This is a genomic window from Microbacterium sp. ACRRU (genome assembly GCF_022346945.1).
GTDB lineage: Bacteria > Actinomycetota > Actinomycetes > Actinomycetales > Microbacteriaceae > Microbacterium > Microbacterium mcarthurae.
On record NZ_JAKRNI010000022.1, the window covers coordinates 18,925 to 39,719 of the forward strand.

A 20,795-nucleotide genomic window follows, 5' to 3' on the forward strand; every position below is an offset into this window, starting at 1 on the left:
TACCGTCGGATCGTGTCCGACGCGTCCGCGAAACCCTCCCTGGTGCGGTCCTTGTGGGGCGCAACCCACCCCGGGCCCACGCTCGTGGTCACCACCCTGTCGCTCGCTCTCGGCGTCGCGGCAGGACTGGAGCCCGGCCGGCTGGGGCTGCTCGTGGTCGCCGTCTTCGCCGGGCAGGTCTCGGTGGGTCTCTCCAACGACGCGATCGACGCCGCCCGCGACCTCGCCGTGGGCCGCACCGACAAGCCGGTCGCCGGGGGAGCGCTCACCCCGGAGCGTGCGCTGGCGGTGGCGGTGGCATCCGTGGTCCTGGCTGTCGTCCTGTCAGCGCCGTTGGGTGCGGGCCTGGTCGCCGCCCACGCCATCGCCCTGGCCTCGGCGTGGGCGTACAACGCCGGGATGAAGTCGACGCCGTTCTCGATCGCGCCCTTCCTCCTCAGCTTCGGGCTGTTCCCGTCGTTCGCGCCGCTGTCGCTGCCTCAGCCCGCCCTCGCCGCGCCCTGGGCATCCCTCGCGGGTGCGGCCTTGGGGGCCGCGGTGCACCTGACGAACGTCGTGCGCGACCTCGACGACGATCGAGCGACCGGCGTCCGGGGGCTCCCTCACCGCCTCGGGGCCCGCGCGAGCGTCGTCCTTGCGGCGGCCGGCATCGTCGTCGGCGGCGTCGCGGTGTTCCTCGGCGCGGGCGGGGGCGTCGTGGCCGCGGTGTTCTTCGTCGCGGTGGTGGCGGTCGCCGGCGTCACGATCGTTCTGGCCCTGTCGCGCACACCGGGGCGCGCGGTGTTCCGGCTCACCATGCTCGCGGCCCTGCTGCTGGCGGCCCAGCTCGTCGTGACGTGATCAGCCCTGGCCGGGGCGTCCCGACTCGCCGCCTCGGCGCGCTGCCGCGTCGAAGCCCATCGCGTACGCGCGGGTGAACACCCCGCCGCCCGGCCCGCTGAGCACGGCGCGCAGCGCTGTGGAGCGCGCCGCGTGTGCGGCGACGGACGCTCCGCGGCCGAGCATCGTGTTCAGGAACGCCAACCGAGCCGCGTGCCGCGCCGAGGCCAGCCGTCCTCGCTCCCACGCCGCGAGGCCCTCGGGCTCGCCGCCTCGCATCCACCGCACCAGCAGAGGTGCGAGGGTCAGCGCGTCGAGAAGGCCCAGGTTCATCCCTTGACCGCCGATCGGGCTCACCTCGTGCGCGGCGTCGCCGACCACGATCACTCGCCCCCGCCGCAGCGCGGGCGCCACCGCCCGCCGGACGCGGAAGGTCGTCGCTCCCGTCGTATCCACCTCGACGCCGACGCGTTCTCGGAGCGCGGTGTGCAGGAAGCCGGCGGCATCCGCGAGTTCGCTCGTCCCGGCCCACGCCACGAGTCGCCGCCGCCCGCCGGGGAGCGGGAACGACTCCACCACGCCGGCGCGCTCGAGATGCACCAGCGCCGTGGCTTCGCCCGGGGCGGCGACGTCGACCATCGCGTACCGGTCGGGGTAGTGGTGCGTTCGGACCGCGCCGGGCCGGAAGACGAGGTCTCGGCCCGCCCAGCCCGAGGCCACGATCACCACGCGCGCGCGCCGTTCGTCGTCGCCGTCGGGTCCCGCGGTGCGTACGCGCACCGCCGCACCGTCCTGGAGGATGGCGGTCACCCGCACGCCCCGGCGCACCGGCGGTGCCAGGCGCGTCAGGACGTCCACGGTGTCCGCTTGGGGCAGCGCCGCGACATACGGATGCCGCACCCGCAGCCGATCGAACCGGATCGCCGCCAACGTCCGGCCGTCGGCGCGAGCCTCGCCCCGGCGGATCCGGACGGCGTGCCGCAGCAGCTCCTCGGTGGCTCCGGAATTCTCGAGCAGAGCGAGGGCGGGGGAGTGGATGCCGATGGCCCGGGTTCCCCCGTCCGCGGTGGGCCGCTTCTCGACGATCTCCACCTCCACCCCCCGCGCACGAAGGTCGGCGGACAGCGCGAGGCCGACCGGACCCGCTCCCACCACCAGCGCGTCGATCACGGCGCGTCCGCCGTTCCCGGCGCGAGCGCGAGCACGCGGAACGGCGCCGGGGTCTCCACGCGCCACGGCGCCCCGAGGGCGGACGCGAGTTCGTCGGCCCGGTAGCTGCGACGGATCGAGCGCAGACCGTCGGTGCGCAGGAAGGTGCCCGATGCGAGCGGGGTGATCCCCACCGCGTACAGCGCGTACGCCAGTCGCCCGCGCGCGATGTCGGCGTGCAGCACGGCGGAGCGGGCGAGGGCCCGCGAATCGTCGGCGAATGCCCGCAGCTGGTCGGGGTCGAGGTGGTGGAGCACGTGGTTCGAGAGCACGATGTCGAAACGCTCGCCCGCGGCCAGCAGCTCACTCGAACCGCGCGAGACGAACCGCACCCCCGGCCGTTCGCGCTCGCGCGCGGACACGAGTGCTCGCGGGTCGGGGTCGGCGCCGACCCATTCCACGCTGAGACCGTCGCGTGCGGCCAGCGTCGCGAGGCGCACGACGACGTCGCCCCCACCGCACCCGAGGTCGAGCACGCGCGCCGGGCGGTCCAGGGCCCGCAGGCGCGGACGCAGCCGGGTCCGATACACCGCGCCCCACGCCGACACCGCGCGATTGACGACGTCGAATCGGCGATAGGTCGCCGCGAGCATACCGGGGTCGCACGCGGGGTCGTCCATCAGCTCGGTCAGACCGGTGTCGCGATGCGCCAGGCCTCGCCAGGCCCCGCGGCTCATGCCACCGGGCGACGCAGCACGAGGCGCGCCGCCTCCACCGTCAGACCGGGTCCGAAGGCCAACGCCGCCACCCTGTCTCCGTGGACGCGGTCCGCGTCGGCGAGGAGATCGCGCAGGATGAACAGCAGGGTGGCGCTGGACATGTTGCCGTGGGCGCGCAGCACCTCCCGCGAGGGGGCGAGCGCCGCGGCATCCAGGGCGAGCGCCGACTCGACGCGGTCGAGGATGCTCCGCCCGCCGGGATGCACGGCCCACGCGTCGACCTCGGCGAGATCGCCCAGGACGTCGGCGGCGATCGCGGCGATCTCGCGCCCGATGATCCGCGGCACCTCGGGGGTGAGCGTCATCTCGAATCCCGAGTCGCCGACCGTCCACGCCATGTCCTTCTCGCCCTCGTCGGTGACGAACGTGGCGAAATCCTCCAGGTCGAGACCAGCGCGGCCGTCCTCCGCGGCGGCGACGACGGCCGCGGCGGCCCCGTCGGCGAACACCGACGCGGCGACGATCTGATCCGGATGCGACGACGTCTGCCAGTGCAGGGAGCACAGTTCCGCTGCCGCGACGAGGACCACGGCGTCGGGGTCGGCGGCGACGATACGGGCCGCCAGGCGCAGGGCGGGAATCGCGGCGGCGCATCCGATGAAGCCCAGGTGATAGCGCTCGACGCTCGGCGAGAGATCCAGATCGCGGACGAGAAGGTAGTCCGGCCCGGGCGCGAACATGCCGGTGCACGAGACGGTCACGACGTGCGTGACGGCCGCCGCGTCGCGCCCCGACCCGGCGATCGCGCCGCGGGCGGCCTCGGCGAAGAGGGCGGGGGCGGTGCGGCGGTACTCGTCGTTGCGCGCGCCGGTCGGGGGCATCAGCAGCGCGTCGCCGTCTCGTGCGGCGAGTCCTCCCTCCGACTCCGCGCCGGCCAGCTGCGGCAGCACGGTGTGGCGGGTGTCGATGGCCGCGGCGTCGAACGCGGCGCCCACCAGGCGCTGGCTGCGCCGATCGAATCCGGGCTGGGCGGCGAACAGGTCGCGCAGCGCCGACTGGGCGACACGGGTGCGGGGCAGGGCCGTGCCGATCGAGAGGATGCTCGCGGTCATGCCTCACTGTAGGCATGCTTCGGCCGGTCGGTGGCGGGGATGGTGTCACCCGCCCCTGCCGTCTATGGTGCCGAGACCGTCGTCCCGGGTGTCAACCCCGTCGGGTCTGAGGGCGCATCGACCGTACGGTGGCCGTTCGCCACCGACCGGAAGGCCCCCATGAGCGATGTCGACCCCGCCCGCGTGACCCATCAGGATGCCGTTCGCCGACCGACGCCGCGCGTGTGGATCGTGGCATCCGGGCTCCTGGCGCTCGTGGCCGTCGTCCTCTTCGCGTTCTCGATCCCGGTCGTCGCCGCGTGGGCGTGGATCGGGATCGCCTTCCAGGTCGCGATCTTCGCGGCGATCGCCGTCAACGGGCTGACCGGGCGCCGCGGCTCGTACCAGGGCTACATCTTCGCGGTGCTGATGTGCGTGCAAGCCGCGGTGGCGCTGCTGGTCATGGTGGTCATCGCCGTCGCCGCGTGGGCGCCCCTCGGCTGAGCGAGGGACGCCCGCGGTCGAGGTCAGAGGATCGGCTTGCCGCCGGTCACGGCGACGCGTGCTCCCGAAACGTAGCTGCCCTCGTCGGAGGCGAGCAGGACGTAGACGGGCGCCAGTTCGGCCGGCTGCCCGGCCCGGCCCATCGGCGTCTGCTCGCCGAAGCTCTCGACGGCCTCCTCGGGCATGGTGGCCGGGATGAGCGGCGTCCACACCGGCCCCGGGGCAACGCTGTTGGCCCGGATGCCGCGCTCGCCGAGGAGCTGCGCGAGTGAGGCGGTCATGTTGGCGATCGCAGCCTTCGTGGCGGCGTACGGCAGGAGCGTCGGGTTCGGCATGTCGGAGTTCACCGAGCTGGACCCGATGATCGAGGCCCCTTCCTTCAGATGAGGGAGTGCCGCCTTGACGAGGTGGAAGTACGCGCTGACGTTGGTGGCCCAGGTGTAGTCCCACTCGTCGTCCGACACCTCCTCGAGGGTCTCGTGGCTCATCTGGAACGCCGCGTTGCTCACGAGAACGTCGAGCCCGCCGAGCTGGTCGACGGTGTGGGCGACGAGGTCGCGGCAGTGCTGCGGATCCGAGACGTCACCCGGAAGGAGGATGGCGCGACGACCCGCGTCCTCCACGAACCGGCGGGCCTCTTCGGCATCCTCGTGCTCGTTCAGGTAGGCGATCGCGACGTCGGCTCCTTCGCGGGCGAAGGCGAGGGCGACGGCCTTGCCGATGCCGCTGTCGCCGCCGGTGATGAGGGCGACCTTGCCCTCCAGTCGTCCGGACCCGCGATAGCTGTCCTCGCCGTAGTCGGGTCGGGGATCCATCGCCCGGTCCGTACCGGGCACGTCCTGCTGCTGAGCGGGCTGCTGAGCCATATCGTCCTCCTGGGGGGTGGGGTCTTCCGACTTCACCCGCTCCGGCGCGAACACGCACGAGGGTTGACAGCCTCCGCGTCGCGAGGAGGCGCCTGCACGCGGGGTGTCAGGCGGCGATCACCTCGGGGAGGACGAGCCCTTCGATCGCGCCCCGGTAGTCGGCGATCATCCGCCGACGATCCAGGCGACCCCGCGCCGCGATGGCTGCCGAGCGCAGCCGCGGGCGATGGGAGAGGGCCTCCTGCCACGCGGCGCAGACCGCGTCGGCATCCCGCGGAGTCACGATGCCGAAGCCCGCGACGACGCGCGCCGCGTCGCCCACATCGGTGGTCACCGGGATCGCACCGGAGGCGGCCCCCTCGGCGAGACACAGGGGCGAGGCCTCTCCGAAGGCGCTGGTCAGGGCCACGACGTCGGCGATGCGATAGAGCGCGGGCATGTCCTCGCGCAGACCGAGCGCGTGCACCGGCACGCTCGCGTCGATTCCCGCTTGCGCCACGAGGCTCGCAAACCCCGGGTTGCCGTATGTCATGCCCGAACCGCACAGGACGTAGTGGGACCCGGGGTGTCGCCGCGAATGCCGTGCGACGGTGTCCAGGAACAGCCCGGGGTCCTTCATCGCATCGAAGCGCGCCGCAAGCATCACCACCGGTGCCGACTCGGGGATGCCGAGGCCGAGCCGGATGCGGCGTCGCTCCGCCCGGGTTCCCGGGCGGAACCGCCGCGTGTCGATGCCGTTGTCGATCACCCACGCGTGGGTCGTCGACACCCCCGCGCGCGCGTACGCGTGCGAGGTCGACGCCGCGCACGAGATCGTCGCCGACACCGCTCCCGACGCGCCCGCGTCGACGAGCCAGCCGAGGGCCGGGCCGGAGTGGGTGGGGTCCGAGCGGTGCAGGCACGCGGCGGTCGGGCGGTCGGGGAGCATCCCGGCCCGGTCCAGCGCGACGATGAGACTCAACGGCTGCTCCTTCAGAGAGAGCACGATGTCGGCATCCGCGATGACGGCGGCGGCGTGCTCGAGCTCGGCCCGGCTGAAGGACTCGGGGGTCATCGGCTGGTCGCCGGCCACGCGATCGAACATGTCGATGGTCACTCCGGCGGCGCGAAGCGCCCGAAACCGCGCGTCGTCTCGCGCGTCCTGCAACGAGGCGTCCCGGCGGGCGGCGGAGGTGAGCGAGAGCACCCGGTGTTCCTGGCCCCCGCCGGCGGCAAGGCCGGCCACCACGTCGGAGTGGAGGATGCGGGCTCCTCCGGCGAAGAACCCCTCGTAGAGGGACAACACACGCACGGGTCGGGTCATCGCGGTCGCTTTCCGGGGAGGGGCGCCGCGGTGCGGTGCCGGATCGTTCACCGCGGATGCGGTTTCCCCATGCTGAGGCGTCCACCCCCGGTAACGGGTTACGCCGCGAAGACCATTGCGTGAACGCGTACGTCTCGAAAACGACACCGACGCGCCGGTCCTCGGGGGAAGGACCGACGCGTCGGATCAGGACCGCGGGACGGAACGAGCCCGGTGCCCCGTCCCGCGGTGTCTATCAGGACTGGCGCACGTTGTCGCCGGCCTCCTGAGCCTGGTCGCGCACCGTCTCCGCCGCCGAGGAGGATTCGTCCTTGACATGCTGCACGGCCTCGGTGGCCCGGTCCTTGACGGCCGTGGCCGCTTCGGTCGCGGGTTCCTTCAGGTCGTCGACGATCTCGTGGGCGACATCCTTGGCCTGGTCGACGACCGGCTGTGCCTTCTCCTTGACGGTCGCCGCGGCGTCACGCTCCGCCCGCGTCGGCGGGATGAGCGAGGCCACGACCAGACCCACGCCGAACGCGACCAGGCCGACGGCCAGGGGGTTGCCCTTGGCCTTCGCCTTCGCGTCGTGCGCGGCGCCGTGGACGGCGTCGGTCGCGCCGTGGGCGAGGCCTGATGCGCCCGAGGCGGTGTCGTCGGCCGCTCCCATGAGACGGTCCTTCAGGTCGCCGATGGCGCGGTGGACCTTGTTCTTCTGCCGGTCCACGATCTTCGACGGCGTCACCTTGTCGGCGAGGGCGTCGACGTCCGAGCCGAGTGTCTCGCGGGTGCGCTCGATGTCGGCGCGGATGGCTTCCGGTGAATCGGTCATCGGTTCTCCTCGTTTCTGGTGAATGCGTCCGGGATCTCTCGGAGGGTTTCGGCCGTGACCGGGGCACCCTCGACCTTCTTCAACTCGCTGCGACCGACCGCGAACAGGATGCCGGCCACGATCGCCCACACCACGGCCACGACGACCCCGGCCCAGGCATAGCCCATCAACTGGGCCAGTGCCGCCCAGAGGGCGAGCGACAGGAAGAGCACGATCATCCCCGCGGCGTACCCGGCGCCACCGAGGAGACCGGCTCCCTTCGCGGACTTGGATGCCGAATCCTTCAGCTCCGCCTTGGCGAGCGTGAGCTCCTGGCGCATGAGGGTCGACATGTCCCGCGTGACTTCGCCGACGAGCTCGCCGAGAGACGAAGTCGCGGCGCGCTGCTCAGACGGTGTCGGGTCGGTCATCGCGCACCTCGTCTCCGCTTCCGTCGATGAGGTGCGCCGAGCGGCTGTAGACGGGCGTGTCGCCCGCGATGCCCTCCGAGACGCGCGCGTCGGCATCGGCGTCGGCGAACCGCGGACCGCTCGGCGGGGTGCCCGTGGCGGAACCGGACGCGCCGGAGGTCGATGCGGTCGAGGTCGCCCCGGCCGCGAGTGCCCGGCTCAGTCGGCCGACGACGAGACCCGCGACGGCCGCGCCGAGGATGAACGCTCCGGGACGGCGCCGCGCGAACGACTGCACCTCCCGCAGAAGCTCCTGCGGCTCTCGATCGGCCAGCCACTCACCGGCGCTCGAGGCGTGCGCGGCGACGCGGCGCACAAGATCACCGGCGAGACCGGACCCCTCGTCCGCGTCGGCCATCCGCGACAGATCGTCGCCGAAAGTCGACGCGCCCGCCGCGAGGCGCTGCTGCTGGCTCGCCGCTTGATCGGACAGTTCGCGCCCGGTCTGGCTGAGGATCTCTGAGAACTGGGCTTTGGCCTCACTGGCCACGGCGACGGCTTCCTCTTTGCCGGTCCGTGCGACCCCGGCGGCTTCGTCCCGGGCTGTCGTCGTGACCCCGGCTGCTTCGTGCGCGGCGGTCTGCGCTTTCGCGCCCGCGTCTGCGCCTCCGTCGTGCGACGCGCTGAACTGCGACATGGTCGCTCCTTCCGTCGTGCTGTTGGGCTCCCCGGTCTAGGCCCGATCCGGCCCGCGGCGCGCGACCCTTGCGCACGGCGATCCTGCGTGCAACGCGCGCATCGGCCGTCATTGCGCGCTCTCAGGCCGGAGAAAGTGCGGATCGCGGCCGTGCGCGCCAACGGTGGTGTCACGGCATGAGTACGATCAGGGCTCGTGCAGAATTCCTTCGACGCCCCGACGTCGTCCGACGCGGATTCCGAGCTGGGTCGTGCGCTTCTGGCCTACGACGAGGCGCGTCGCGCCGCTGCCGCGGAGGCTCGTCGAGCTCTGTCGCTGAACGAACTCGACGCCAAGGCGTTGCTCTTCGTCGCCCAGAACCCCGGAGCCCGTCCGTCGCACGTGCGCGACCATCTGGGCATCACATCCGCGGGAGTGACGACCCTCATCGACCGTCTTGTCCAGCGCGGTGCGGTGAAGCGCGAACTGGACGTGGTGGACCGGCGGGTGAACCACATCACGGCGACCGTGGATCTGGACGCGCCACCGTGGTCGGCCCTGCGGGCTTTCGACGGCGCGGTCGAGTCGGCGATCGCGACGATGGACCCCGGTGAGGCGCGCATCGTGGCCGCGGCGTTGGAACGTCTCACAGCGGCCGGCGCGGCATCCCGCTGACCCGCGTCAGCGGCGAGCGCCCCTCCGCCCCTGCGGCGAGCGCTCAGGCGCGCGAGTGGACGAACGCCTCGGCGCGCGCCTGGAGGAATGTGCACAACGCCGAGAGCATCGCCAGCTCGCCCGAGAGCGCCAGGACGCGCGCCGAGCCCAGGGGGGCGGCGTTCTCGCGCGGTTCGAAGGTCACCGCCCAGCCGGTCGATCCCGCTTCGGTCTCCGGCGCGACATAGAACGTGGTCGAGACGCTGCGCAGCTGCGCGGCGATCAGGCCGGTGTCCGACTCGTCCTCGCCGTCCTGCGGGATCACACGGAGGATCCCGGCGTCGTCGTATCCGAGCGCGCGGAAGTCATCGATCCACGACTGGAGCGTCGTCATCGTGCGGTAGGGCATGGAATGTCCCATCGGTCGTGCCGCGGGGGCGGCGGAGGCTTTTCGATTATGGGTCCCACGAGCGGGGAACGCATCTTCGCCGCGCATGGAACCGATTCCATGCCACAGATCACCGCACGGCGCAATGGTCTATCCGCAAATCGCAACGCGAATCTAGAAATCCTGCGTGGAGCATACGCATGTGGAGACCAGAGACGTCGCGACAGTAGAGGAGATGTGGCAGACCGTTCTCCCGGGCACCCGTATCTCTCGCGCGGACGGCATCCAACCGGCGTTCGTCTTCCACGGTGTTGCCGACACCGGCTTCGGATTCTGCGACTACACGATCGGTTCGATGATGGTGGTCGACACCGACCCGGGCGACCAGATGATCGTCGGCCGCATCGCCGGTCCGCGTATTCGGGCGACCTATCGGAAGGAACGGGTCGATACGACGGTACCGTTCCTGGTGGTCGACCGGCCGGTGGAGATCGCCTTCTCGGGTCGCATCGCGGGGACGGTGATGTCGTTCGCCCGTGCCGACGTGGACGAGGCCGCACGACGGCTGACCGGTGACGACACGTTGCGCGTGCGTCCCACCGGCCACGCCCCGCTTTCGGAACAGCGCTTGCGCTACTGGACGCGAACGTGGGAGTACGGGCGGGACGTCCTTCTCCGCGCCCCCGAGCGCACGCCGTTGATCGAGCACCAGGTGCGTTCGCTCTTGCTCGAGGCGACTCTGATGGCGTTTCCATCCAGCTTCACCGAGGCGCTCGCGGCGGGGCGTCCGGCCCGGCCGCTCCCGGCTCCCGTGCGCCGGGCGAAGGCGTACATCGAGGCGCATGCCACCGGCCCCATCGCGCTCGCCGATATCGCGCAGGCGGCGCGACTGTCTCCGCGCGGTCTGCAGTACGCGTTCCGTACCGCGACCGGGCGCACACCGATGCAGTACGTCCGACGAGTGCGGCTGGATGCCGCCCGCGCAGAGCTGCGGCACGCCGACCCGTCCGTCGACACGGTCGCGGCCATCGCCGCCCGCTGGGGTTTCTCCAACCTCGGGCGCTTCGCCGCGATGTATCGGGGTGAGTTCGGAGAGACTCCGTCGACGACCCTGCGGTCCTGACGTCTCGGCGGCGGTCAATGGCCGCCGTCGAGTCGACCGCTCAAGCGCTCATGGAAGCGCGAGGTCGCGTCGTTCATGCCGGTGATCTCGACCGCCGTGCCCAGCCGGGCGTAGCGGGTCTGCACGGCGTCGAGAGCGGCGACCGTCGAGGCATCCCAGACGTGCGACGCGGACAGGTCGATCTCGACGCGCGAGGGGTCGCGATGGTAGGCGAACTTCGTCGTCAGGTCGTTGCTCGAGGCGAAGAAGAGCTCCCCCTCGACCCGGTAGCGGGCGACTCCTCCCTCGACCTCGCGGTGAACGACGGTGAGGCTCGCGACGCGGCGGGCGAAGAGGACCGCCGCGGCGAGCACACCGACTCCGACACCGATGGCGAGGTTGTGCGTCCACACGGTCACGGCGACGGTCGCCACCATCACGATCGTCTCGCTCACCGGCATCCGGCGCAGGGTGGCGGGGCGGATGCTGTGCCAGTCGAAGGTCGCGACGGAAACGACGATCATGACGGCGACCAGCACCGCCATCGGGATGATCGCGACGACCTCGCCGAAGACCAGCACGAGAACGAGCAGGAACACGCCGGCGAGGAAGGTCGAGATGCGGGTGCGTGCCCCGGAGGCCCGGACGTTGATCATGGTCTGGCCGATCATCGCGCAGCCGCCCATCCCGCCGAACAGACCGGACAGGACGTTCGCGGCGCCCTGACCGAGGGACTCCCGCTTCTTCGAGGACGGGGTGTCGGTGATGTCGTCGACGAGAGCCGCGGTCATCAGGGATTCGAGCAATCCGACGATCGCCATCGCGGCGGCGAACGGGAAGATGATCGCCAGCGTCTCACCCGTCAGGGGCACGTTCGGCAGCAGGAGAGCGGGCAGACTCTCGGGCAGGGCGCCCTGGTCGCCCACGGTGGGCACGGAGATGCCGAACACCACCGCCGCTCCGGTCAGCAGGACGATCGCCACCAGGGGAGCGGGCACCGCGCGGGTCACGCGCGGAAGCAGGTACATGATCGCCAGGCCCGCGGCCGTCAGCGGATAGACCATCCACGGCACGCCGATGAGCTGCGGCACCTGAGCGACGAAGATGAGGATCGCCAGCGCGTTGACGAAGCCGACCATGACGCTGCGCGGGATGAACCGCATGAGGCGGGCGACTCCCAGGAGTCCGAGGACGACCTGAAGGATGCCGCCGAGGATCACGGTCGCCAGCAGGTAGTCGACGCCGTGGTCCCGTGCCACGGGAGCGATGACGAGCGCGATGGCACCGGTCGCGGCGCTGATCATCGCGGGCCGTCCGCCGAGGAAGGCGATGGCCACGGCCATCACGAAGGACGAGAAGAGTCCGAGGCGAGGGTCCACCCCCGCGATGATCGAGAAGGCGATGGCCTCGGGGATGAGCGCGATCGCCACGACGAGACCGGCGAGGGCCTCGCGGGTCAGAAGGCGTGGCGAACGCAGGGCCTGAAACACGGTGGGTTCCGGGCGCGGGCGCGCGGGGACGTCAGTCACGGGGACTCCGGGGAGTGGGGGGACAGAGAGAGCCGCGGTCGCGACCGGGCAACTCTACCGTAACGAGAGGTTTACGCGTGCGGCGACGTGGGGTCGTGTGGGGAGGCTCCCGGGCACACGCCTCGTGCGGAGGATGGGCCGGCGGGCCGACCCGCTCACGATGCCGTCGTTGTGCCCTTCGGGTGACGTGCGACGCGGACGGCGGCGATGCGTCGACGGTCGAGCGCGGTGACCTGGATCGTGGCGTCGGAGACGTCCACGGTGTCGCCCACGACCGCGAGTCGCCCGAGCTGCTCCGTGATGAATCCGGCGATGGTGTCGGAGGAGCCGCGGGGGAGCGCCAGGCCCGTCGCCTCCTCGAAGTCCTGGAGATTCAGGCGCCCGTCCAGTTCGTCGCCCGCGGCGGGATCCGCAGCGGTGTCGTACTCGTCGAAGATCTCCCCCACGACCTCTTCCACGAGGTCTTCGAGCGTGACGATGCCGTCTGTGCCGCCGTACTCGTCGACGACGACGCCGATCTGGTGGCCGTCCGCTCGCATGCGCGTCAGCGTCGGGAGGACTCGCGCGGTGGCGGGCAGGTACGGGATCGGCCGGACGAGCCGCTGGATGGAACCCCCGGCGTCGTCCGCCGCGGCCTCGAACAGGTCGCGGACGTGGATGAACCCGACGATGTCATCGATCGACTTGTCGGCGACGGGGTAACGCGAGAACGGAAGATCGTGGACCTGCGTCACGGCCTCGCCGACCGTCGCCGTCTCATCGAGCGCCACGACCTCGGGGCGGGGTCGCATGACCTCGCTGATCTGGCGCCCCCGCAGCGAGAGCACGTCGTCGAGGATGCGCCGTTCGTCGTCGGGGAGGCCTTGGTGGGTCGCCACGATGTCTCGCAGCTCGTCGTCGGTCATCTCGTCGGCGGTCTTGTGGGGGTCGCCGCCCAACAACCGCACCAGGGCGTCGGTGGAGACGGACAGCAGCCAGATCACGGGGCGCATGATGGTCGCGAACCCGTCGAGGACGGGGGCGACGACGTAGGCGAACTGCGCGTTGCGCTGAATCGCCAGGCGTTTGGGGACGAGTTCGCCGAGCACCAGCGACAGGTACGCGATGACGAGCGTGAGCAACACCGTCGAGATGGTGAGCGCCACGGGTGCCGCCACTCCGAGCGATTCGAAGAGGGGGGCGACGGACGGTGCGAGGGAGGTGGCCCCGTAGGCCGCCGAAGCGAAACCGGCGACGGTCACACCGATCTGAACCGCCGAGAGGAACGTGTTCGGATTGCGAGCGAGGCCGGCGACCTTCTGCCCGCGGCGCCCGCGCGCCGCGATCGTGTTGATCTGACTCTCGCGAAGTGTGACCAGCGCCATCTCGGTGGCGGCGAAGACGCCGCCGACCAGCACGAACACGAGGACGAGGGCGATGTTGAGAGCGAGGTCGCCCATCAGCGGGTGCCGCCGTTCTCGGTCGGGTTCGGTGCGCTCGGGCTGACCCGGGCGTACGGACTGTCGGGGTCGTCGGCTGCGATGGTGCGCCGCTGCGTGGTCACGGGGGTTCCTTCTCCCTGGGGATGATGCTCGAAACGGCGGTGCAGGATGCGAGAAAGCGCCGCCGTGTCGAGGGCCCGGCCGCGAGCGCGGCCGGGATGATCGCTGCGTCGAAGGGTATCGAAACCACCTGCGAAGCCCCCGGGTGCAGAGGCGATCGGCCGCCGTCGGGAGAAGCAGCGCGAGGAGCTCCGCGAGGGCGTCGGCCGCGGGAATCCGGCGGAGGATGAGGGACAATCGAGGGGGCCGCGGTCGCGGCCCGGAACTCCATCGTGACGAGAGGCGTGCCGATTCATGGATGCCAGCGACCGGGTGCGGCCCATGCAGATCGGCGAGCTCGCCGAGCGGACGGGTCTTTCGATCCGCACGCTCCGCCACTACGACGAGATCGGTCTGCTGCGTCCGTCGGCGCGTACCGAGGGCGGATTCCGGCTCTACACCGCCGATGACGAGTCCCGTCTGCTGCTGATCCGCCGGATGAAGCCGCTCGGCTACTCGCTCGAGCAGATGGGCGAGCTGCTGGCCGTGGTCGACGGCCTCGCCTCCTCGCCTGACGATCCAGCCCTGAGGACGCGGTTCGGCGAAATCCGTCGCGAGGCCGCCGAGCGGCGCGATGGGCTCCGCCGTCAGCTCGACGCCGCCGACGAGTTCCTGGCCCAGTTGGCCGCGCGATGACCGGCCACGACACCGAGCTGACCGACTACGGCGTACGTCTGGCCCCGGCTCGCCCGCACGACGCGGGTGATCTCTGGCCGCTCACCGATCCCCAGCTGTGGAGCGGCATGACGACGCCCTGGCCGGATTCGGTCGCGGCGTACGCGGCGCATATCGAGCGGCAGAACGCGACGCCGGGCGTTCTGGCTTTCACGGTCCGTGACGCGGGAACGGGCGAGGCACGTGGTTCGACGACGTTCTACGACCATGCGCCCGCGCAGGGTCGCGTCGAGATCGGCACCACCTGGTACGGCCGCCGCTTCCAGGGCGGGCGGACGAATCCCGCTGCGAAGCTCCTCCTCCTGCGTCACGCGTTCGACGTGTGGGGACTGCGTCGCGTGGCCCTTCGCTGCGACGCACGAAACGAGCGCAGCGCCCGCGCCATCGAACGCTTGGGCGCCCGACCCGAGGGGCTGCTGCGGCAGCACCGTGTCGCCGCGGACGGCTCGATCGGCGACACCCTCTACTTCTCGATCCTCCGCGACGAGTGGGCGCAGGTGCGAGCGGGGCTCGAGGCGCGCCTGTCCTGAGCGCGGGCGGCACCCGACGGGTCGAGGCCGGCGGCCGTGTAAGATCGTCTGTTGGAAGTGTGTCCGAGCGGCCTAAGGAGCATGGCTGGAATCCATGTAGGCGGGGTAACTCGCCTCGCAGGTTCAAATCCTGTCACTTCCGCCACAGAGAGAGCGTCGCCCCCGATCCATCGGACGGGGGCGACGCTCTTTGGTCGGTGCAGTCGTCACCCGACCGGCTCGGGCGTCGCGACCGGTGTCGAGACCGACCGCATCGTGAGCGAACGCGGCAGCACAGCGGCGGCCACGCGGCGCGCCGGTGTCGCTCGCGCGCGCAACCGCGCCCGCACTCGTGCGACCGCGTCGGCGAACGCGGGACCGGCCGCGGGGTCGGTCGTCTCCTCGGCGTAGACGGCGCGCTCGACGGCATCCCGCAGAAGATCGACGTCGGTGTCGTCGGCGCCGTGCTCCTCGATGAGCCGCGCGGCGAACGCGCGCGGCGACTCGACGTCGGGAGAGGGGATGCCGAGGTCCACCGCGCTGGCCCGCAGCTCGCCCCACCCGGCGGTCGCGTCGCCGGCCCGGGCGCGGCGCATCCGCGAACGGCGCTGCCCGGCGCGCACCGCACTCGGCAGCACGGCGGCGCCGAGCGCGAGAACGACGACCGCCCACAGCAGCACCGTCACCGGGCTCATGGTCGCGGTGCCGTCCTGGCCGGCGGTGACGGTACCCGCGTCGCCCGGATCGTCGAGCTGCGGTGCGGTCGTGCGCGTCGCCTCGGGCGCCGCGGCATCCTGCTGATCGGGGGTGTCGGCCGGATCGGAGCCCCCGCCGGTCGTCCCCGAGACGAAGTTCGTCGGCACGCCCAGACTGTTGGTGGGTTCGAACGGAACCCACCCGATGCCGCGGAAGTACACCTCGGGCCACGCGTGCAGCTGGCTGGAGGTCACGACGAACTCGGTGTTCCCCTGTTCGATGCTGCCCGAGCGGGTGCCCGGGAGGTAGCCGACCACGATGCGTGCGGGCATGTCGAGCGTGCGCGCCATGACCGCGAACGCGGAGGCGTAGTGCACGCAGTAGCCGGTGCGCTCCTGCAGGAACTGCGCCACGGCATCCAGGCCCGCGCCGTCGAACCCTGCCTCGACCGGTGCCTCGAGCGAGTAGCGGAACTGACTGCTCCGGAACCACGACTGCAGCGCGACGAGGGCGTCATACGGCGACTGCGCGCCCGCGGTCACGGAGCGGGCGGTGTCACCGATGATCGCGGGCATATCGGCGGGCAGGTCGCGCACGGCCCCGCCCAGCTCGTCGCCGCCGACCGGGCGCGTCCGGATCTGCTCGAGGGTCGGTCGCGGCACGATCGCCTGGGCCGCGTACTCCTGGTCGCGCGACGACCCCGAGCGCGACACGATCGTGCGGTTCTCGGGAATGCCCAGCCACTCGCCCTCGAGGCCCGACACCGTCGAGGCGGGGTAGGGGACGGGAAGCCACGGGCTGTCGAGATCACCGACCGTGACGGTGGTGGTCGCGTCGGCCAGGGCGATGTCGCCGTCGACCGGGACGGGGTCGAACACGGGGCCATCGGCGGGCACCGCCACGGCGTCGCCCGAATCGGGTTCCCATACCGCGCCGTCGAACCGCGACAGCGTGACCGCTCGCAGGTACGGTGCGGTCGCCGCCGTCGTGGTCACGGTGAGGACGTCGACCTCCCTCGGCTGCCGCAGGTCGTTGCCGAGCTCGAGGTTGGGGTTGATGGTCGTGCCCGCACCCGTTCCCGTTCCCGAGGCGAACCGCAGTGCGGGCTGCGGAAGCAACGGAACGGCTGCAACCGTCACGATGACGGCGACCGCGGCGATGCCGATCGCCGTGGCCGACGCGCCCCGGGCGCGCGCTGTCACGCGGCGTCCCGACGTCCCCGCGCGCGTGCGGGAGCGGACGTCCATGCGCAGCAGGAAGAGCACGGCGGCGGCGAGGAGGAGGACCGCCGGCACGTCGACGGCCGCAGGGATCGCGATCGTCGGGATGAGAGAGACAGCGACGAGTCCGACCCCGGCCAGGAGTGGCATCCGTGCGGTGAGGACGACGTGGTCGAGGACGACCGCGAGCCCGGCGACCGCGGCGACGAGGACGAACGCCAACCCCGCGGCGGGCACCACGGGCGCGACGCCCAGCCGGATCTCCTCGGAGGCCGCGGCGAACAAGGAGGGGACGCTCGCGAACGTCGCGGGGCCGGGAATCACCCCCAACAGGGCCGTCGAGCGCCCGAAGATCGCTGTCAGGAGGATCACTCCGACGCCGAGCTCGACGACGGTGGCCACGAGCGCGTTGAGGCGGAGAACGCGCACGGCCAGTCCGGACAGGAGCACGGCGGCCGTGACGGCGAGGGCGCCCACGGTCCACGCACCCGGCGCGATCACGGAGAAGACCGGGAGGAGGGCGGCCACGATACCGGCGTAGACACCGAGCGAAAGCAGCGCCAGGTCGCGCCGGCGTCGAGCCGGGGACGGGCTCGACGGATCAGACGCCGACACGAGCGGTCTCCGGTCGAGTCGCGTCTTCCCACGCGCGGGCGACGTCGCCTCCCGGGCGCAGCATCGACGCATGCCAGCCCGCGCTCCCCAGAGTCGCGCCGGCCGGGCCGTCGCCCACCGTCAGCAGCACGGGCAGCCCCGATCGCGGGGCCCCGGCGGTCAGACTCGCCCCGTCGTCGGCATCCAGTCGTCCGGTGATGACGACGACGGGACCGAGCATCGCGCCGGCCGACGCCGGAAGGACGCGGCGCGACGGATGATCGACCCGGGCGCGCAGAGTGGCGAAGGATGCCGCGAGGCCGCGGACCTCGGCATCCTCGCCGCCCTCGACGGGTTCGGCGAGGAGGTCGCCATCGCTGTCGACGACATCGACGGTGTATCCCTCGTGCACGAGCCGCGCCACGACGGAGACGCACGCCGACACCGCTGTCTCGAACGCCGGGTCGCCGCCGGGGGCGTCTGCGGCCGCGGGGGACCACCGGGAGAGGGCGCGATCGAGCACCACCGTCGCGGCGGGGCTCGACTCCTGCTCCTCCTGGCGGACCATCAGCGTGTCGCGGTGGGCGGTCGCCCGCCAGTGGATACGGCGCATGGAGTCGCCGGGAGCGTACGGGCGAGCGACGAGGTTGTCCGCACCCTGGCCGAGCTGCAGGGCGGCGCTCTGACGCGTGCCGCCGGGTTCGCCGGGTGCCGAGGGGAGGGGGGCGAGTTCGACGATCGTGGGGGCCACGGTGACCGGCGTCGCGCGACCGAGCCGGATGCGTCGACGGATCAGTCCGAACGGGTCGGTGGTCGTCACCACCAGCGGGCCGATCAGGAAGGGCCCGCGAACGGATCCCACCACCTCGTACCGCAACGTCACGGGGACGGCGGACCGGCGCAGCGTCGACGGGGCCGCGGGGAAGGGCCCCTCGGCCCGCCCCCGCAGTCCGGGCGGCACTGTGTCGGACCATCGACCGGGCAGGACCGGAACGGGCGTGCGGAGCGTCACCGAAACCCGGACCTCGGTGATTCCGCCCACTTCGGCGACCTCGGGCGCCAGCGTGCGTGTGACCTCGCCCGTCGGGCGCGCGACCAGCGCGCTCGCCGCGGCGAAGACGACGAGCGCCAGCATGAGCGTCCCGAAGTACATGAGCTCGGGGATCGCGGCCCTCTGCGCCACGACGAACGAGACGACCGCCAGGGCGAGTGCGCCGGTGCCGCGAAGGGTCAACGGCCAGCGCTGCGTCATGGTCGGGTCACGCTCGCTGGGCCAGGGGCACCCGGACGCTCGCGGCGATGCCCGCGAGCGCGTCGGCGACGACGACCGCTCCCGCGCGGCCGCCCGCCGCCGAGCGGTTCGCGATGAGACGGTGGGCGAAGACCGGCGCCAACAGTGCGGTGAGGTCGTCGGGGATGACGTAGGCGCGCCCGTCCAGCGCCGCCCGCACCTTCGCGGCGCGGACGAGCTGCAGGGTGGCGCGCGGGCTCGCGCCGAGCCGGATGTCGGGGTGGCTGCGGGTGCTCTGGGCCAGGGCCACGGCGTAATCCTCGAGCGCGGGGGCGACGTGCACTCCCCGAGCCCACGCGATCATGCTCGTCACCTGTCGCGCCGTGACCACCGGGGTGAGAGCGTCGAGCGGGTTCACGGTGTCGCGCTGGCGCAGCATGAGCGCCTCGGCGGCCGAGTCCGGGTAGCCCATCGAGATGCGCAGGAGGAACCGATCCCGTTGCGCTTCGGGGAGAGCGTACGTGCCCTCCATCTCGAGCGGGTTCTGCGTCGCGACGACGAGGAAGGGCGAGGGAAGCACGTGCGTGCGGCCGTCGACGGTGACCTGCCGCTCCTCCATCGCCTCCAGGAGAGACGACTGGGTCTTGGGGGAGGAGCGGTTGATCTCGTCCGCGATGACGATGTGCGCGAACACCGCGCCCGGTGTGAACTCGAACTGGCGCTGCACGGGATTGAACACCGAGACCCCGGTGATGTCGCCCGGGAGCAGGTCGGGAGTGAACTGGATGCGGCGGACGTCGGCGTCGACCGTCGCGGCCAGCGCCCGCGCGAGCATCGTCTTGCCGACGCCGGGTACGTCCTCGATGAGCAGGTGTCCCTCGGCCAGCAGCGCGATGAGCGCGCTGCGGACCGCGTCCGGCTTCCCGTCGATGACGCGGGACATGGATGCCAGGATCTGTTCCGTCAGTGCGGCGAACGACTCGGCGGTCAAGGGCGCCTCGCCGTCGGCGCGCGAGGACTGCGGGTCGGGTCGGCGCAACCGCGGGGCCGCTTCGGGCGTCACCGTCTCGTCCATGGCATCCCTCGTGTCGCACTGCGGCGGAGGAGCGTCATGGCCGCCGTGACCTGATCGTAACCTGCGCGCGACGGCCGGGGGTCGGATCACGGCAGGTGCCCAGGCGCGCCCGGCTCTAGGATCGGGCATCGTCGCCCATTCGAGGAGAGAACAATGTCCCCTGTCGCGCCCGTCCTCGCCGTCGACATCGGGGGAACGAAGGTGGATGCCGCCGTGGTCACCGCAGAGGGCGAGGTGCTCCGTGCCAGTGTCGCGCGCCGCGCCACCGGCCGGGACAACACGCGCGCGGGCATTGCGGCGAACATCCGCGCCGCTGCGGAAGCAGCGCTCGGTGCGGTCCCCGACGTGCGAGTCGCGGCCATCGGCGTCGGCAGCGCGGGCCCGGTGGACCTCCCCGCCCGCTCGGTGTCGCCACTGAACCTGCCCGACGCTCGCGGCCTCGTGATCGACGAGGTGCTCGGCGGGCTCGTCGACGGTCCGCTCACCCTCGCGCTGGACGGGACGTGCATCGCGCTCGCGGAGCACTGGCGGGGAGCGCTGGTCGGGACGCGCAACGCGATGGCCATCGTGGTGTCCACGGGCGTCGGGGGAGGGCTCGTGCTCGATGGTCGCCCGATCACGGGCGCGAGCGGGAATGCGGGGCACCTGGGGCAGACGTTCGTACGCACGATCGAGGGCGACGCTGCCGCGGCCACTTTGGAGGCCGTGGCCGCGGGGCCCGCGTCCGTGGCGTGGGCGCAGGAGCAGGGGTGGGTCGGCGACACCGGTCTCGACCTGGCCGCGTCGTACCGCGACGGCGACCGGATCGCGGTCGCCGCGGTCCGCCGGTCGGCGGCGGCGGTCGGGCAGGCCATCGCCGCGGCGGCGACCCTCTGCGACCTCGAGGCGGTCGCGATCGCCGGCGGGTTCGCGCGGGTCGCCGACGACTACATCGATCTGGTCCGCGAGGCGGCGTCGGCGGCCGCCGTGCACGACTACGCCCGCCGCTGCCGCGTCGTGCCGTCGGGACTCGACGGCGACGGTCCGCTTCTCGGCGCCGCCGCGCTCGCGCTGCGGACCTGACGCGCGTCGGGTAGACTCGAATCGGCTCTCCGCGTGGCGGCATCCAGGCCAACTCCCCCAGGACGGAAACGTAGCAAGGGTAACCAGGCTCTACCGGGTGCGCGGAGAGTCTTTTCATGCCCGGGAGCGGCATCCCCGGGAGGCCGAGGCATT

General features: G+C 72.1%; 21 protein-coding genes, 1 tRNA gene and 1 other RNA gene. 9 read left to right on the plus strand and 14 right to left on the minus strand.

Annotation, left to right across the window (positions count from 1 at the left end; genetic code table 11):
- Nucleotides 1-12: 12 nt before the first annotated feature.
- Nucleotides 13-840, plus strand: a complete 828-nt coding sequence (locus MHY30_RS10885; protein ID WP_239276942.1) for a UbiA family prenyltransferase — start codon at nucleotides 13-15, stop codon at nucleotides 838-840.
- Here MHY30_RS10885 and MHY30_RS10890 read toward each other — a convergent pair whose 3' ends face one another.
- From MHY30_RS10890 to MHY30_RS10900, 3 genes are read right to left on the minus strand one after another with little or no spacing between them, the layout of a single operon-like run.
- On the minus strand, nucleotides 841-1,989 hold the full coding sequence (locus MHY30_RS10890; protein ID WP_239276943.1) for an NAD(P)/FAD-dependent oxidoreductase: 1,149 nt from the start codon (nucleotides 1,987-1,989) through the stop codon (nucleotides 841-843). It lies immediately after the preceding gene.
- Nucleotides 1,986-2,705 (minus strand): methyltransferase domain-containing protein, encoded by a 720-nt coding sequence (locus tag MHY30_RS10895; RefSeq protein ID WP_239276944.1) that lies wholly within the window; start codon nucleotides 2,703-2,705, stop codon nucleotides 1,986-1,988. Before MHY30_RS10895 ends, MHY30_RS10890 begins: the two co-directional genes overlap by 4 nt.
- Complete coding sequence (locus MHY30_RS10900; RefSeq protein WP_239276945.1) at nucleotides 2,702-3,799, minus strand: type III polyketide synthase; 1,098 nt, start codon at nucleotides 3,797-3,799, stop codon at nucleotides 2,702-2,704. Before MHY30_RS10900 ends, MHY30_RS10895 begins: the two co-directional genes overlap by 4 nt.
- A gap of 159 nt (nucleotides 3,800-3,958) precedes the next feature.
- Here MHY30_RS10900 and MHY30_RS10905 point away from each other — a divergent pair, with 159 nt between their 5' ends.
- Nucleotides 3,959-4,282 carry a hypothetical protein gene (locus MHY30_RS10905; RefSeq protein ID WP_239276946.1) on the plus strand — a complete coding sequence of 108 codons (324 nt, stop codon included), beginning with the start codon at nucleotides 3,959-3,961 and terminating at the stop codon, nucleotides 4,280-4,282.
- 23 nt (nucleotides 4,283-4,305) lie between these two features.
- Here the strand turns inward: MHY30_RS10905 and MHY30_RS10910 are convergent, their stop codons facing one another.
- The 5 genes from MHY30_RS10910 to MHY30_RS10930 form a co-directional block, all read right to left on the minus strand.
- Complete coding sequence (locus MHY30_RS10910) at nucleotides 4,306-5,148, minus strand: SDR family oxidoreductase (RefSeq protein ID WP_239276947.1); 843 nt, start codon at nucleotides 5,146-5,148, stop codon at nucleotides 4,306-4,308.
- A 106-nt stretch (nucleotides 5,149-5,254) separates the two neighbouring features.
- Nucleotides 5,255-6,451, minus strand: a complete 1,197-nt coding sequence (locus MHY30_RS10915) for a glycosyltransferase (RefSeq protein WP_239276948.1) — start codon at nucleotides 6,449-6,451, stop codon at nucleotides 5,255-5,257.
- Between the two features lie 235 nt (nucleotides 6,452-6,686).
- Complete coding sequence (locus MHY30_RS10920; RefSeq protein ID WP_239276949.1) at nucleotides 6,687-7,262, minus strand: DUF3618 domain-containing protein; 576 nt, start codon at nucleotides 7,260-7,262, stop codon at nucleotides 6,687-6,689.
- Complete coding sequence (locus tag MHY30_RS10925; RefSeq protein WP_239276950.1) at nucleotides 7,259-7,672, minus strand: phage holin family protein; 414 nt, start codon at nucleotides 7,670-7,672, stop codon at nucleotides 7,259-7,261. The genes MHY30_RS10920 and MHY30_RS10925 overlap by 4 nt, the downstream gene beginning before the upstream one ends.
- Nucleotides 7,650-8,348: a hypothetical protein gene (locus tag MHY30_RS10930; RefSeq protein WP_239276951.1), complete on the minus strand. Its 699-nt coding sequence runs from the start codon at nucleotides 8,346-8,348 to the stop codon at nucleotides 7,650-7,652. The genes MHY30_RS10925 and MHY30_RS10930 overlap by 23 nt, the downstream gene beginning before the upstream one ends.
- Before the next feature lie 195 nt (nucleotides 8,349-8,543).
- Here MHY30_RS10930 and MHY30_RS10935 point away from each other — a divergent pair, with 195 nt between their 5' ends.
- Nucleotides 8,544-9,002: a MarR family winged helix-turn-helix transcriptional regulator gene (locus MHY30_RS10935; protein ID WP_239276952.1), complete on the plus strand. Its 459-nt coding sequence runs from the start codon at nucleotides 8,544-8,546 to the stop codon at nucleotides 9,000-9,002.
- A 43-nt stretch (nucleotides 9,003-9,045) separates the two neighbouring features.
- On the opposite strand, the gene MHY30_RS10940 is transcribed toward MHY30_RS10935, so the two are convergent.
- Complete coding sequence (locus MHY30_RS10940) at nucleotides 9,046-9,390, minus strand: hypothetical protein (protein ID WP_239276953.1); 345 nt, start codon at nucleotides 9,388-9,390, stop codon at nucleotides 9,046-9,048.
- A 181-nt stretch (nucleotides 9,391-9,571) separates the two neighbouring features.
- On the opposite strand from MHY30_RS10940, the gene MHY30_RS15375 reads away from it, so the two are divergent.
- The gene (locus tag MHY30_RS15375) at nucleotides 9,572-10,492 is read left to right on the plus strand and encodes an AraC family transcriptional regulator (RefSeq protein WP_239276954.1); all 921 of its coding nucleotides are present in this window, start codon (nucleotides 9,572-9,574) and stop codon (nucleotides 10,490-10,492) included.
- 14 nt (nucleotides 10,493-10,506) lie between these two features.
- Here the strand turns inward: MHY30_RS15375 and MHY30_RS10950 are convergent, their stop codons facing one another.
- Both MHY30_RS10950 and MHY30_RS10955 read right to left on the minus strand, forming a co-directional pair.
- On the minus strand, nucleotides 10,507-12,000 hold the full coding sequence (locus tag MHY30_RS10950) for a SulP family inorganic anion transporter (protein ID WP_239276955.1): 1,494 nt from the start codon (nucleotides 11,998-12,000) through the stop codon (nucleotides 10,507-10,509).
- Between the two features lie 155 nt (nucleotides 12,001-12,155).
- Nucleotides 12,156-13,439 carry a hemolysin family protein gene (locus tag MHY30_RS10955; protein WP_239276956.1) on the minus strand — a complete coding sequence of 428 codons (1,284 nt, stop codon included), beginning with the start codon at nucleotides 13,437-13,439 and terminating at the stop codon, nucleotides 12,156-12,158.
- A gap of 396 nt (nucleotides 13,440-13,835) precedes the next feature.
- Between MHY30_RS10955 and MHY30_RS10960 the strand changes: the two genes are divergently transcribed.
- The 3 genes from MHY30_RS10960 (at nucleotide 13,836) to MHY30_RS10970 (ending at nucleotide 14,930) form a co-directional block, all read left to right on the plus strand.
- Nucleotides 13,836-14,216: a MerR family transcriptional regulator gene (locus tag MHY30_RS10960; protein WP_239276957.1), complete on the plus strand. Its 381-nt coding sequence runs from the start codon at nucleotides 13,836-13,838 to the stop codon at nucleotides 14,214-14,216.
- Nucleotides 14,213-14,785, plus strand: a complete 573-nt coding sequence (locus tag MHY30_RS10965; RefSeq protein ID WP_239276958.1) for a GNAT family N-acetyltransferase — start codon at nucleotides 14,213-14,215, stop codon at nucleotides 14,783-14,785. Before MHY30_RS10960 ends, MHY30_RS10965 begins: the two co-directional genes overlap by 4 nt.
- Before the next feature lie 53 nt (nucleotides 14,786-14,838).
- Nucleotides 14,839-14,930, plus strand: a tRNA-Ser gene (locus MHY30_RS10970).
- Nucleotides 14,931-14,991: 61 nt separating this feature from the next.
- On the opposite strand, the gene MHY30_RS10975 is transcribed toward MHY30_RS10970, so the two are convergent.
- The 3 genes from MHY30_RS10975 to MHY30_RS10985 all read right to left on the minus strand — a co-directional run bounded on the left by MHY30_RS10975 (nucleotide 14,992) and on the right by MHY30_RS10985 (nucleotide 19,580).
- Complete coding sequence (locus MHY30_RS10975; RefSeq protein ID WP_239276959.1) at nucleotides 14,992-17,208, minus strand: DUF3488 and transglutaminase-like domain-containing protein; 2,217 nt, start codon at nucleotides 17,206-17,208, stop codon at nucleotides 14,992-14,994.
- A 73-nt stretch (nucleotides 17,209-17,281) separates the two neighbouring features.
- Nucleotides 17,282-18,526, minus strand: coding sequence for a DUF58 domain-containing protein (locus tag MHY30_RS10980; RefSeq protein WP_239276960.1), 1,245 nt, complete (start codon nucleotides 18,524-18,526; stop codon nucleotides 17,282-17,284).
- Between the two features lie 7 nt (nucleotides 18,527-18,533).
- On the minus strand, nucleotides 18,534-19,580 hold the full coding sequence (locus MHY30_RS10985; RefSeq protein ID WP_374204604.1) for an AAA family ATPase: 1,047 nt from the start codon (nucleotides 19,578-19,580) through the stop codon (nucleotides 18,534-18,536).
- A gap of 153 nt (nucleotides 19,581-19,733) precedes the next feature.
- Between MHY30_RS10985 and MHY30_RS10990 the strand changes: the two genes are divergently transcribed.
- Together MHY30_RS10990 and ffs are read left to right on the plus strand one after the other, a co-directional pair.
- Nucleotides 19,734-20,642 carry an ROK family protein gene (locus tag MHY30_RS10990; protein ID WP_239276961.1) on the plus strand — a complete coding sequence of 303 codons (909 nt, stop codon included), beginning with the start codon at nucleotides 19,734-19,736 and terminating at the stop codon, nucleotides 20,640-20,642.
- 20 nt (nucleotides 20,643-20,662) lie between these two features.
- An RNA gene (gene ffs, locus MHY30_RS10995) (signal recognition particle sRNA small type) lies at nucleotides 20,663-20,759 on the plus strand.
- The last annotated feature ends 36 nt before the right edge of the window (nucleotides 20,760-20,795 follow it).